The following is a 13,753-nucleotide window of genomic DNA, read 5'->3' on the forward strand; positions in this document are numbered from 1 at the left end:
GGAAGTTCAGCGATAAGGAGGCCGATATCCGTATGGATTTCTGGGTTCTGCTCTTACGAACCATCATGATCTATTTTATCGTCTTAGTTATCATGCGCTCGATGGGCAAGCGGGAGATCGGGAAGATGTCCGTATTCGACCTAGTCATCTCCTTCATGATTGCCGAGATTGCCGTGATCGTCATCGAAGATACAGATCGTACCATGATTGAAGGCATCATTCCGATGGTAACCTTGCTAGGGATTCAGCTGCTCATCTCCTTCATTACCTTAAGGAGTCGCAGTCTTAGACAGCTGTTCGACGGTAATCCGAGCATCATTATCGCGAAGGGCAAGCTCAATCCGGATACGATGCGCAAGCAGAGATATACGCTGGATGACCTTATGCTGCAGCTGCGGGAGAACCAAGTATACTCCGTCGCAGATGTGGAGTTCGCTATATTAGAGACAAGCGGGAAGCTGTCCATTCTGCCAAAAGAAAAATCAGCCCCCGACAACCAGCCTAAGCCGTCTCCGCAAACAAAGAAAGAACCAATCATTCCGTCTCATTACCGGTATGAGATCTTGCCCATTCCGCTAATTATGGACGGAAAAGTACAGGATAAAAACTTAGAAAAAATAGAAAAAACACGATTCTGGCTTAAAAATGTGCTGCAAGAAGAAGGGGTACAGGATATTAAAGATGTCTTCTTATGCACCATCGACCACAAGGATAAAATCTACGTAGACAGCAGCAAAAAGCGCAAGCCACGTATGTGATTGAATGTAAACGCTAGCCAAGGAGGAGCAGTATTCATCGGAATCAATCATCGGAACCAATCATCGGAACCACTTCGATACTCTGGACAAGTCATACCGGTTAATAATCCTCATCCATACCATGAGCACCAGGTAGAGGATGACCCCGGATAAGCATGCTAGCAGGAGATTAATCCATTCGCGGCCAAGTACGTCCTGATTCATGGTCCACTCTGCTGCACCTGCCATGATGACCATAGCCGCTCCGACCTTGACGAAGTCCAGCATCTTCATCCTGAAGCCGATTGAGCGCAGCACGCTGAACCAATGAAGAGCGGTCACCAGCACGACATTGACATTAATGGCGATTAAGGCACCGTAGATGCCGAATTCAGGCTTAGAAGCGAGCTCTACAATCAAGACTAGCTTGACGGCAGCTCCTATAAGCGTGTTCGTCAGCGCAGTACCAGGCTTATCTAAGGCTTGAAGGGCAGCCTGTAGAGGAGCCTGCAAGTAGATGAACAATCCGATTGGGGCAATCAGCTGCAGCATCGGTGCAATCTCCGCATGATTGTACAGCAATCTGCATATTGGCTCAGCGAATAGCCACATGACGACGACGAACGGCGCACCTGTAACGAGCGACAGCCGCATCGATTGATGAAGCCGCTTGTGAATTAAGGCGTGATCCCCCTTAGCGGCCGCTTCGGATAAGGAGGGGACGAGTGAGACGGCAAGGGAGTAGGTGAGCGCGGTAGGGAGCAGCAGCAGGGGAATGACCATTCCTTGCAGCGCGCCGTATTGTGCAGTAGCTTTGCCCGTAGCGATGCCAGCTGAAGCCAAGCTTCGAGCGGTGAAGATTGATTCCAGCAAGTAGGAGAGAGAGCCGACTAAGCGGGAGGCGGTAACCGGGATAGACAAGCTGAGCAGACGCCGCAGGACAGGAGTACGCGGCTCCTGCTTGCTATTCTCTTGCAGCGCTGAGGCCATCTCATTGCTGAGCTTGCGGTCTCGTCGATATTGAATGAGCAGTATAATCAACCCTCCGATCTCTCCGACTACTCCGCCCAGCATGGCTCCAGCAGCAGCCCACTCTAGTCCCATCGGCAGCAGCATGCTCGCGAACGTCAGAGAGGTAACGATGCGCAGCACCGTCTCGGTCACTTGCGAGATTGCGGTAGGCACCATATTCTGCTTTCCTTGAAAGTAACCTCGATAAACTGAAGACACGCCAATAATGAGCAGCATCGGCGCCATCATAAGGAAGGGCTTAATGACCCGTTCATCCGGCAATAAATGGGTCGTAATCCAAGGTGCAAACAGAAAGAGGGCACCCGTCATGATGACACCTAGAGTGATGGTTAGACCCATCGCTGCGCGGAAAATATGCTTAACCCTTGCGTGATCTCCCTTCGATTCGGCTTCCGCAATCCACTTCGCAATGGCAAGAGGGATGCCTCCGGTAATTAATGTAAGCATGACGGCAAGGAATGGATAGCTCAGCTGGTACAGACCTACGCCTTCCGCACCTATAATTCGCGGCAGTGCAATCCGCGGTACGAACCCCAGCAGTCGATTGACGATGCCGGCTGCAAGCAGAATCATAGCTCCTTTTATGAACGTTTGTTTCGTCATGGACCCGACCCTCATCTCTTCAATTCATCCGATAGCCTGTACTTTCATATTTATGCAGCATGTCCTCATCCATGTCAGTCAATTTAGCAGGAAAGGAACCCCATGGCATCGAATACATACAACAGGTTCCTTATGAAGGAGGGCATGAAGATGGAAGACGAAGCGAACTTGGACGAGGTCATTGCACAGCTGTGCAACAGCAAGGCAGAAGAGTTCCATCTTATTGGCTATGAGCATGTCACAGGCTTGGACGTATGGGAGTGCGTCAGCGATAAGTATAAGAAAGCCGGGGCGCCGGGGCTTCATCAAGTCGTCAATGACATTCTGTCGCTGAAGGCAACCGCGTTTATGAACTTTATGACGTTAAGCGCATATAGAGGGACCCATTTCTGATTAGAAAGGGTTCTTTTTTTTGACTGCCTTTTGCGACGCCGCTATAATAGGAATATTGAGATCTTAAGGGGGAACATGAACGTATGAACGGGAAGCGATTACTTACCTTCCTTGCGGTCGTTGTCATCATGATTGGTGTCGTTGGGTGGACAAGCCCATCGCTCGTCAAGGACGTTCGGCTTGGATTGGATCTGAAGGGCGGCTTCGAGGTTCTCTACGAGGCAGAGCCGCTGACCGGCGGGGATAAGGTTACGGCCGAATCGCTTAAGGAGACAGCGAAGAGTCTGGAAGCAAGGGCGGACAAGCTGGGCATATCCGAGCCTGAGATTACAACCGAAGGAACGAACCGGATCCGGGTGAAGCTGGCAGGCGTGGAGAATGAGAATGAAGTTCGAGACATCATTAAGAAGCCGGTTAACTTAACCTTCCGCGGTCCAGACGGGAATGTAGAGCTGCGCGGAGATGACTTCGTCCAGAATGCTGCACAAGTGGAGTTCGATCAGCTGAATAAGCCAATCGTATCCATCAAGCTCAAGGACGCGAAGAAGTTCGAGGATCTGACGACGAAGCTTACGGGTAAGGCGCTCTCTATCTACTTGGATGAAGAGATGCTGTCCAATCCTATCGTTAACTATCCAATCAGCGGGGGCACCGCACAGATTAGCGGCGACTTCACTCTTGAAGAAGCTAATAATCTGAGAGATACGATTAATCTCGGCGCTCTCCCACTCAAGCTGAATGAGAAGTATACACAGAGCGTTGGCGCGAAGCTCGGTCAGCAATCGCTTCAGAAGACCGTAGAAGCAGGGCTGATCGGCACTGCGATTATTCTTGTGTTCCTGATTGCACTGTTCCGTATTCCTGGCGTAATCGCGGGCATTACGGTTGTCACGTATACATGGATGCTGCTGCTTGTGTTCACTCTCATTAATGCGACATTGACCTTGCCAGGTATTGCGGCGTTCGCACTCGGAATCGGGATGGCTGTCGATGCGAACATCATTATGTACGAACGGATTAAGGAAGAGATTCGAAGCGGCAAGAGCTTGTTGTCCTCTCTGCGCTCCGGCTCCAAGAATTCGTTCCGTACCATTATGGATGCGAACATTACGAATATTATTGCAAGTGCCGTGTTGTACTATATCGGCAACGGCGCTATTCGGGGCTTTGCTCTTACGATGATTTTCAGTATTTTAGTCAGTATTATTACTAACGTATTCCTGTCACGGTTTCTTATTTCAATGCTCATCCGAAGCAACTTGTTTACGAAGCCTAGTTATTTCGGTGTGAAGGAGGAAGAGATCCGTGAACTATAATACGAAGATCCGTTACGATTTTATTAAGAACCGCAACAAGTTTTTTGCCTTCTCCATCGGCTTAACGGTGCTCGGACTGCTGTCCTTACTGTTCTTCAACTTGAACTACGGCGTTGACTTCAAGGCCGGGACGAATATGGATATATCCGTGGGCAAGGCTGTGAAGCAAGAGGATGCGAAGCAGCTACTTACGGACGCGGGCGTAGAGGATGTCAATCCTGTCGTCGGCGGAGCTGGCAATGAGCGAGTCTCGGCTAGATTCGACGAGGTGCTGGATCAGAAGAAGATTACAGAGATTCAAGATAAGTTCAAGGCGAAGTACGGCGACCAAGTATCGGCCGAAGTCAACGTCGTATCTCCGGATATGGCGCAGGAGCTTGGCCTGAAGACGATCTATGCCGTCGTTATTGCGAGCTTGGCCATTATGATCTATGTGATGATTCGATTCGAATGGCGCTTCGCCGTTGCGGCGAACATAGCGATTCTGTATGATGCCTTCGTCGTCGTTGCCTTGTTCTCTATCTTCCGATTGGAAGTCGATCTCCCGTTCATCGCGGCAGTGTTGACGACGATTGGTTACTCCATCAATGATAAGATCGTTATCTTCGACCGAATTCGCGAGAATCTGCGGTTCGGCAAGTTCAAGAATCAAGAGCAGCTTGCCGAGATGGTCAATGCGAGCATCTGGCAGACGATGGCACGTAACATCTATACCGTACTCGCGGTACTCGTCATTGCGGTCTGTCTGTTCATCTTCGGCGGAGAGCCTATTAAGCTGTTCGCATTAGCGAAGATTATCGGATTAACGAGTGGAGCTTATTCCTCCATCTGTATCGCATCGCCGCTATGGCTGATGATGAAGGCCAGACAGAAGCCGAAGGCTGCAATCAAGGCGCCAGCTGCCAAATAGATAGCCAATCAGGGTTTTGCAGAGTGGAGCTTCTTGTCTGCTCGGCAGAACCCTAGCTTATGCTTATCAAGGGTAATTCCTGCACAAATCGTTAGGGGTGAGTCAACATGTCTAGCAAACCGCTTGGATGGACGGATATGTGGGGGAAGGCTGCGCTGGCAGTCGGCAAAGGCGTGATCGGCTGGTTCACCGGCAGCAAAGCGCTAATGGCCGATGCCTTGCGGTCGGGAGCGGACAGCGCCGAATCGTTCGCCAGCCTGACTGGACTGAGGTCTACCAAGGCTGCAAGAGCAAGGACGTTACTCCGCGGTTCTGGTCGTGCCGTACCAGCTCCAAGGGCTGAAGCTGCCGCATCCATCCTGCTGTCGGTACTCTTGCTCATCATTGGCATTGAGACAGCTGTGTTCGCTATCCGAGATCTGGCAGACGGAGTAAGCTCAGCTCCCCACTGGGGCGCATGTGCTGCTGCGCTGATTGGTCTGTTGCTGCAGCAGCTGCTCCTGAATCTACACCCGTACCGAATGGGTCTATATGTGTCACTAGCTGCAGTGATTGGCTCTGGAGCTGCAACGCTAGGCAAGTGGATTGAGGTTCCTGAGCTCTATTACATGGATCCCGCAGCATCGCTTGTCATCGCCTGCCTCTTGCTCTACAGCGGCTGGAGAACGGCTGCAGCTGAGGCGTTCAAGGAATCTGGGGAAGCAAGCTCTGAGAGAGACGTTGATGAACTCATGCAGCTGATCCAGCGCGTAGACGGAGTCGTGACGGTAGAGATGCTAAGAGCGAAGGAACAAGGCCATTACGTGATTGCTGATATTATTATTACGGTCAATCCTAGAATTACGGTAATTGAAGGTCATGAGATTGCGAGACGTGCCAAGCAGCTGCTGCTGAAGCGATTCCTCCATGTGACGGATGTAACGATTCATGTAGAGCCTTACAGTCCTAATTATCCTTATAAGTCCAATCATGATCCGAACCAAGAACATACGCCAACTCTATTGCAATAGAGGAGCGAACACGAGAAGCATGGGGGGAAGGAAGAGCCTATGATTCGAGCGAAGACGCGTTGGGCAGTTGCTCCTTGGGATGAAGCAAGTCAGCGGCAGGCAGAGCAATTAGCGAATAGGCTTCATCTGTCCCCGTTAGTAGCCAGACTGCTTGTGCAGCGCGGCCTAACGGATGCGGATGAAGCCCGTTCTTTTCTAGCCGGAGGCGAGGAGCAGCTGCATGATCCCTATCTGCTTAAGGGGATGAAGGAAGCGGTAGATCGAATTCATGCTGCCGTTCAGAACGGCGAGAAGATTAGAATATACGGCGATTATGATGCTGATGGTGTGTCAAGCACCTCTCTGCTTATCTCGCTTATGCGTACACTACAGAGCAATTATGATTATTACATTCCACATCGGGCACTGGAGGGCTATGGTCTGAACTGTGCCGCTCTCGACAAGGCGGCAGAGGATGGTGTGGGGCTGATCGTGACGGTCGATACGGGCATTAGCGCATACGATGAAGTGAAGTACGCGAAGCAGCTAGGCATAGACGTTATCGTGACCGATCACCATGAACCGCCTGCGCTGCTGCCGGATGCTTATGCCGTCATTAATCCGAAGCAGAAGGATTGCAGCTACCCGTTCGAAGGATTGGCTGGTGTAGGCGTCGCCTTCAAGCTGGCTCAGGCGCTGCTTGGACGGCCGCCCATCGAATGGTCACATATCGCTGCGCTTGGCACCGTCGCTGACTTAATGCCCCTGCAGGGGGAGAATCGAATTCTCGTCAAGCTTGGGCTGGCAAGGATGCGGATGGGAGAGCATGCAGGATTCAGGGCGTTGGCCGAGGTCGCAGGCATGGATCTGTCTGCCGTTACGTCTACCTCGATAGCCTTCGGCATGGCTCCGCGCATCAATGCAGCTGGAAGGCTCGACCATGCCTCGAAGGCTGTAGAGCTGCTCACGAAGGATGACTATGACGATGCTATCCATATTGCAGCTGTGCTTGACGGACTCAACCGCGAGCGGCAGCGAATCGTTGAGTCCATCGTGAAGGAAGCGGAGCAAGGGTGGGCAGAGAAGGCTCGGGAAGCAGCGAAGAGCGGCGCTGAACCCCCTGCGGTCATTGTGCTGGCAGGCGAGGGCTGGAATGTCGGTGTCATAGGCATCGTTGCATCGAAGCTGCTAGAGAGGCATTACAAGCCTGTGCTCATTCTAGGAATAGATGAGAATGGCCAGTGCAAGGGCTCAGCACGCTCCATTGAAGGCTATGACCTGCATGCTGCTCTCACCGCCTGTGAGGATCTGCTGGACCATTATGGCGGCCATCAGGCAGCCGCAGGCATGAGCCTGCACAAGGAGCGTCTAGGTGAGCTGGAGAGAAGGCTAAGTCTGCTTGCGCTGGAGTGGCTTACAGACGAAGACTGGATTCCGAAGACGAAGATAGACTTCAGCTGTAAGGTAGAGGAAGCGACTCTGCAGACAATAGAGGAACTAGCTGGGCTCGAGCCGTATGGCGCTGGCAATCCGGCTCCTCGCCTGCTCTTCCAAGAGGCTAAGCTGCTGTCCAAGCGAACGATGGGCAAGGAAGCTAAGCACCTCAAGCTATCCTTGGGTAATTATGGCCGAACCCTGGATGCGGTAGGCTTCGGCTACGGGGAGCATGCACCAATTCTCCAATCGGGCAAGGTGGTCGATCTCGTCGGAGAGCTGTCCATTAATGAGTGGAATGGCGAGCGCAAGCCGCAGCTTCATATCCATGACCTGCGCTATGAACCGATGAGAGAGAGGTTCCCGGAGCGGGCACACTTCGGAGAGGTGTACCAGCTGCTTCGCCGAATGAAGGAGGCCCCTATACGCGGTCTCTCTGACAAGATCTCGGGGATGACGAATTGGTCCCCAAGTATTATAATGATGATGGTCCAAGTGTTCGAGGAGCTTGAATTGATCACAAGGAATGAACACAACCTAGTCGTAGTGGAGTCACCGATGAAGCGAGATCTCATCACATCCGACACTTATCGTGCAGCTAAGCTGCACGCGGAGGGCACGGATGTGTCTTCCCTCTAACCCCGAAAGGATTGAACTGTTAATGAACGATATCAAGATGAACTTCAAGGACTACATTCGGATAATTCCGGACTTCCCGCAGCCCGGCATCCGATTCAAGGATATTACGACACTGCTTCAGAATGGCGAAGCTTACCGTGCAGCTATTGAAGAGATGAGACAAGCTGTGCAGCATCTGAAGATTGATATTATTGCAGGCCCTGAGGCACGCGGCTTCGTCATTGGCGCTCCGCTGGCCATCTCCTTAGGCGTAGGCTTCGCTCCCATCCGCAAGAGCGGCAAGCTTCCCGGCGAGACGATTGAAGCCGGCTATGATCTAGAATACGGCAAGGACTGTCTTGCGATGCATAAGGATGCCATCAAGCCTGGACAGCGAGTCCTCATAGCAGACGACCTGCTCGCAACGGGAGGTACGATAGCTACTTCCATTAACCTCATCGAGCAGCTTGGCGGTGAAGTTATTGGAGCAGCGTTCCTCATCGAGCTCGGGTACTTAACCGGACGAGAGAAGCTTGGCAACATTGATGTATTCTCCTTAATGACTTATTAATTAATTGTGCTTGACTTAGAAGACCGTTACCTTCAACCGAAGGCAACGGTCTTTTAACCATTTTGCCTTAGCTGGAGCACCTCTCTAGTTCGACCGCCCATTTGTGGGATGACTTCCATATATGGGGAACAACCGCCAAGGAATCGTTCCTTGCCGGTTTTTGTCACACCTCCCGAAGCGAATCCTGTCACCTCCACTAGTTGACGGAGCCTGCTGTTACAGGCATAATATTAGAAAACTCGGAAATCAGCATGTAGAGAGTCCAAGAGCGGCTCTTAAGGGAAAGGGACGTCTCATGGGCATTGAGCAATTACTAGAGAAGGCATCAGCTTATATGAAAGAGCAGGATCTGGTCCGCATTACGGAAGCCTATGAATTCGCCGAACAGGCTCATCATGGTCAAGTGCGCAAATCCGGCGAGCCTTATATTCTTCATCCCGTTGCGGTAGCAGATATCCTTGTCGATATGCAGATGGATGTGCTGTCGATTATTGCCGCTCTCCTCCATGACGTAGTAGAAGATACTACAGTCGACCTGGAGTCGGTCCGTGTCAAGTTCGGAGAGACTTGCGCTATGCTGGTCGACGGTCTGACGAAGCTGGAGAAGATTCGGTTCCGTTCGAAGGAAGAACAGCAGAATGAGAACTATCGGAAGATGTTCGTCGCCATGGCTCAGGACATCCGGGTCATACTCATCAAGCTGGCTGACCGGCTGCATAATATGCGAACCTTGAAGTTCCAATCCGAGGAAGCGCAGCGGCGGATCGCGTATGAGACGCTGGAGATCTTCTGTCCAATTGCTCACCGGCTCGGTATCTCCGCCATCAAGTGGGAGATGGAGGATATTGCTCTTCGTTACCTGAATCCTCAGCAATATTACCGCATTGCCAATCTCATGAAGAAGAAGCGGACCGAGAGAGAGCAGCATATTGAAGATGTGATCGGACGGATCTCGGAGAAGCTCGGAGAGATGGGCATTGATGGAGATATATCAGGACGCCCTAAGCATATATACAGCATCTATAAGAAGATGTCGGATAAGAATAAGCAGTTCAATGAGATCTACGATCTGCTCGCTATCCGGATTATTGTAGATAATATTAAGGATTGCTATGCTACCCTTGGCATTATTCACACGCTGTGGAAGCCGATGCCGGGCAGGTTCAAGGACTACGTGGCGATGCCGAAGACGAATATGTACCAGTCTCTTCATACGACCGTGATTGGTCCAACTGGCGAGCCGACGGAAGTACAGATTCGGACGTGGGAGATGCACCGGACTTCCGAATACGGCATCGCGGCGCACTGGGCTTACAAGGAAGGCATGATTGTGCCGAACGGCAACTTCGAGGACAAGATGTCTTGGTTCCGCGAGATATTGGAGCTGCAGAATGAAGCCAGAGATGCATCAGAATTCATGGAATCGCTCAAAATGGACTTCTTCGCCGATCTCGTCTTCGTCTTCACCCCAAGCGGTGAGGTGATCGAGCTGCCGAACGGCTCGGTTCCGCTCGACTTCGCTTACCGAATTCATACCGAAGTCGGCAACCGAACGATCGGCGCCAAGGTGAACGGCCGAATCGTGCCGCTTGACCACAAGCTGAAGACCGGTGACATCGTCGAGATTCTCACTTCGAAGCACTCCTACGGCCCGAGTCAGGACTGGGTGAAGATTGCGAAGTCTTCGCATGCACGGAGCAAGATCAGACAATGGTTCAAGAAGGAGAAGCGGGAAGAGAACGTCGCGAAGGGCAAGGAGCTGCTTGAACGCGAACTGAAGCGTCTCGGCCTAGAGCCTTCTGCCTGGATGAGCGACGACAAGCTGATGGAAGCGGCGGGTAAGTTCGCATTTCACGATATTGAGGATATGATGTCTGCGATTGGCTTCGGCGGAATTACAGCGGCTCAGATCTGTACGAAGCTGACGGAGAAGCTCCGCAAGGAAGCGGAGGAGGCCAGTCAGATTGAGCTGACGAGCGAGATTAAGGAGATGAAGTCTCCTGGTCATCGTAAGAGCAGGCCAACGCATGGTGTAACGGTGAAGGGCATTGATAATGTGCTCGTACGCTTCGCTCGCTGCTGCAACCCCGTGCCGGGCGATCAGATTATAGGCTACATCACGCGTGGACGAGGAGTATCGGTCCATCGAGTTGATTGTCAGAATATCCCGCTTGCGGCGGATGGGGAAGAGGCGGCGCGCGTCATTGAAGTCGCATGGGAAGATTCGGTAGAGGCTAATTACAGTGTGGATATTGAGATTACAGGCCATGATCGCAGAGGGCTCCTCAATGAAGTGCTGCAGGCGGTATCGGAGAGCAAGACGAACATCTCTGCGGTAACGGGCCGCTCTGTTAAGAACAAGATGGCGATGATTCATATGACGGTGCTCATCCGCAACATTGATCATCTGCAGTCCGTCGTGGAGAAGATTAAGCGAATTCAAGATATATATTCCGTCCAACGGATTATGCAATAGTTATGCAATAGGGAATAGAAGGCATGGTGGTTAGACATGAGAGTCGTATTGCAACGCAGTAAGGAAGCCAAGGTCACGGTAGACGGCGAGGTAGTAGGCTCCATTCCTTCCGGGCTCGTCTTGCTTGTCGGCCTGACTCATGAGGATACCGAAGCCGATGTGCGGTGGATGGCTGCGAAGACAGCTGGGCTTCGAATCTTCGAGGATGATGGGGGCAAGATGAATGAGTCTGTCTTGGAGGCTGGAGGGCAAGTGCTGTCGATCTCACAGTTCACCCTCTATGGGGATTGCCGCAGCGGCAGACGCCCAAGCTTCACTTCGGCGGCTCGGCCGGAGGAGGCTGAGAAGCTGTATCACCTCTTCAATGAGGAGCTTCGCAAGTTAGGCTTAGTTGTCGGTACGGGCAAGTTCGGTGCTATGATGGACGTCTCTCTAGTTAATGATGGTCCAGTAACGTTAATCCTTGACTCTAAGACATCCTGAGCATGATTAGGCTCGCCCTTCCAGGAGCATAATAATTAGCAGATCGCTATCCGCGCAGGCATGTCTCTGCGTACGAATGCGAGATGAGCGGTTATTAGACCGATTGACGGAAGGAGCGCCGACCGATGCATCAATCACGCAAGGAGCAAGGGATTGAGCGTGCAGGCAGAAGCATGCTTACGTTCGACCGAAGAGAGGCTGCAGTCATGGCTCATCTGGAATCCAGCATCGAAGCCGCAGAGGAGTGGGCCGGAACAGTGAAGCATGGCAGGCCGAACAGTCCTGGTTCTCTTAGCTGAACTAACTCAGCGTGAGGACGGACTGGGGGTTAGAGCCTCGTTCGTAACCGTTTTATTTTTTGTAACGCAACTGTAACTTCCTTAACATTTTCCCTTAACATCTCTGGCCTATAATAGACCTCGACCCCCTTTTTTAAAATATAGTTTTACTTTGGACCTGCAACTGGTTTGCAGGTTTTTTTCTGTCTTGAGATTATCTTGACAACATAGCCCTATCCGGTTAGAATTGAGGCTTGACGGCAATAATGGTTGTTAGGATTCATCTATACCTACAGATTCCATGATGGGAACAAGTACTTCACCGCACATCCCCAGAGAGAGACGCCCCAGGCTGCAAGCGTCTTGACAGTGAGTGAACGAACAGACCTCCCGGAGAACGATTAGTGAACGTGATTGGAGAGCACAGCTTGTACCTCCATCATCTACTAGCTAAGCGCGTGTAGCGGGCGTTAACCGTGTGAAGCAAGCAGGTTCAATCTGAGCCGCTTGGAATGTGGGTGGTACCACGGGAGCTGATACTCTCGTCCCTGAACGGCAATGACGCCGTCAGGGACGGGAGTTTTTTTGTTGTATCTACAATAAGGGGGAAGCGACATGGCGTATCAGAGATCGCCGGGAACGCAGGACATTCTGCCTGCATCCGTAGAGAGATGGCAATTCGTAGAAGGCAAGGCAAGGGAAGTATGCCGACGATTCAACTTCCGTGAGATTCGGACGCCGATCTTCGAAGCAACGGAGTTATTCCAGCGCGGTGTCGGTGAGACGACCGATATCGTGGAGAAGGAGATGTATACCTTCACGGATCGGGGAGAGCGCAGCATCACCCTGCGGCCAGAGGGCACTGCTGGCGCTGTAAGAGCCTTCGTGGAGAACAAGCTGTATGGAGAGCCTGACTTAACGAAGCTCTATTACATCGGTCCTATGTTCCGCTATGAGCGGCAGCAGGCCGGACGTTACCGTCAGTTCCATCAGTTCGGGATTGAAGCGTTAGGTGCGACTGATCCTGCTCTGGACGCTGAGGTCATTGCGCTCGGCTACACCTTCTACACCGAGGTCGGTCTGAAGGGTGTCCGAGTTGAGCTGAATTCGGTTGGCACGCCAGCTGTTCGCGCGGCGTTCAAGGAGAAGCTGCTCGCCTACTTGAATCCGATTCGCGAAGAGCTGTGCAAGGATTGCAAGTCGCGCATCGACCGCAATCCGCTTCGCGTACTGGATTGCAAGGTCGACCAGCATCGCTTCACCGACGCTCCCTCTATCCTGGACAGCCTGGATGAGGAATGCTCGGTCCACTTCGAGAAGGTGAAGATGTATCTCACTGATATCGGGGTGCCTTATACTATTAACCCTAGGCTGGTTAGAGGGCTGGACTACTATACGCATACCGCGTTCGAGTACAAGGCAGAGGGCATTGGCGCAATTGATACAATCGGCGGCGGAGGACGGTACAATGGGCTGGTCGCTGATATTGGCGGACCGGATCAACCTGGCGTTGGCCTGGGTCTGGGCCTGGAGCGGACAATCATGCTGCTGGAGCATCAGGCTGCTCCTCTAGCGAACCCTCATGCGGTAGATATCTACCTGATTGCTCTGGGTGAGGAAGCTGACCGGGAAGTGACGAAGCTGACTTATCACCTTCGCATGAACGGAATTATTGCTGAGCGCGACTATCAGGGCAGGAAGATGAAGGCGCAGATGAAGTCCGCCGACCGTATGCAGGTGAGATACACCGCTATTCTCGGTGACGATGAGCTCGCCAGAGGCGAGATAACGCTGAAGGACATGGCGGGCGGCGGGCAGCGTCTGATCAAGCTCGATGAGCTTGCCCGTGAGCTGAAGGCACAGCTGGACCGTTAGACCCGCTCATGATGAGCATACGATTCATCCATACTATG

The 13,753-nt window shown here is 52.1% G+C and carries 12 protein-coding genes; 11 read left to right on the forward strand and 1 reads right to left on the reverse strand.

Annotated features, from left to right (window positions below; translation table 11 throughout):
- Window positions 1-32 precede the first annotated feature (32 nt).
- Complete coding sequence (locus tag ACFO9Q_RS06855; protein WP_379180059.1) at window positions 33-758, forward strand: DUF421 domain-containing protein; 726 nt, start codon at window positions 33-35, stop codon at window positions 756-758.
- A gap of 60 nt (window positions 759-818) precedes the next feature.
- On the opposite strand, the gene spoVB is transcribed toward ACFO9Q_RS06855, so the two are convergent.
- Window positions 819-2,372, reverse strand: coding sequence for a stage V sporulation protein B (gene spoVB / locus ACFO9Q_RS06860; protein ID WP_379180061.1), 1,554 nt, complete (start codon window positions 2,370-2,372; stop codon window positions 819-821).
- A gap of 150 nt (window positions 2,373-2,522) precedes the next feature.
- Between spoVB and ACFO9Q_RS06865 the strand changes: the two genes are divergently transcribed.
- The 10 genes from ACFO9Q_RS06865 to hisS all read left to right on the forward strand — a co-directional run bounded on the left by ACFO9Q_RS06865 (window position 2,523) and on the right by hisS (window position 13,715).
- Entirely contained in the window at window positions 2,523-2,765 is a 243-nt protein-coding gene (locus ACFO9Q_RS06865) for a post-transcriptional regulator (protein WP_379180063.1), read from the forward strand.
- Window positions 2,766-2,848: 83 nt separating this feature from the next.
- A complete protein-coding gene (gene secD, locus ACFO9Q_RS06870; protein ID WP_379180065.1) occupies window positions 2,849-4,081 on the forward strand; it encodes a protein translocase subunit SecD in 1,233 nt (410 codons plus the stop codon).
- The gene (gene secF / locus ACFO9Q_RS06875) at window positions 4,071-4,991 is read left to right on the forward strand and encodes a protein translocase subunit SecF (RefSeq protein WP_379180067.1); all 921 of its coding nucleotides are present in this window, start codon (window positions 4,071-4,073) and stop codon (window positions 4,989-4,991) included. The genes secD and secF overlap by 11 nt, the downstream gene beginning before the upstream one ends.
- A 107-nt stretch (window positions 4,992-5,098) precedes the next feature.
- Window positions 5,099-6,001: a cation diffusion facilitator family transporter gene (locus ACFO9Q_RS06880; RefSeq protein WP_379180069.1), complete on the forward strand. Its 903-nt coding sequence runs from the start codon at window positions 5,099-5,101 to the stop codon at window positions 5,999-6,001.
- A gap of 39 nt (window positions 6,002-6,040) precedes the next feature.
- Window positions 6,041-8,053: a single-stranded-DNA-specific exonuclease RecJ gene (gene recJ, locus ACFO9Q_RS06885; protein WP_379180071.1), complete on the forward strand. Its 2,013-nt coding sequence runs from the start codon at window positions 6,041-6,043 to the stop codon at window positions 8,051-8,053.
- A 37-nt stretch (window positions 8,054-8,090) separates the two neighbouring features.
- On the forward strand, window positions 8,091-8,603 hold the full coding sequence (locus ACFO9Q_RS06890; RefSeq protein WP_379180613.1) for an adenine phosphoribosyltransferase: 513 nt from the start codon (window positions 8,091-8,093) through the stop codon (window positions 8,601-8,603).
- Window positions 8,604-8,898: 295 nt separating this feature from the next.
- Complete coding sequence (locus tag ACFO9Q_RS06895) at window positions 8,899-11,079, forward strand: RelA/SpoT family protein (RefSeq protein WP_379180073.1); 2,181 nt, start codon at window positions 8,899-8,901, stop codon at window positions 11,077-11,079.
- Window positions 11,080-11,115: 36 nt separating this feature from the next.
- Complete coding sequence (gene dtd, locus ACFO9Q_RS06900) at window positions 11,116-11,562, forward strand: D-aminoacyl-tRNA deacylase (protein ID WP_379180075.1); 447 nt, start codon at window positions 11,116-11,118, stop codon at window positions 11,560-11,562.
- A 125-nt stretch (window positions 11,563-11,687) separates the two neighbouring features.
- Window positions 11,688-11,861, forward strand: a complete 174-nt coding sequence (locus tag ACFO9Q_RS06905) for a hypothetical protein (protein WP_379180077.1) — start codon at window positions 11,688-11,690, stop codon at window positions 11,859-11,861.
- Window positions 11,862-12,455: 594 nt separating this feature from the next.
- Window positions 12,456-13,715: a histidine--tRNA ligase gene (gene hisS, locus ACFO9Q_RS06910; protein ID WP_379180079.1), complete on the forward strand. Its 1,260-nt coding sequence runs from the start codon at window positions 12,456-12,458 to the stop codon at window positions 13,713-13,715.
- Window positions 13,716-13,753: the final 38 nt, after the last annotated feature.

The organism is Paenibacillus sp. GCM10023252 (genome assembly GCF_042653305.1).
Lineage (GTDB): Bacteria > Bacillota > Bacilli > Paenibacillales > Paenibacillaceae > Pristimantibacillus.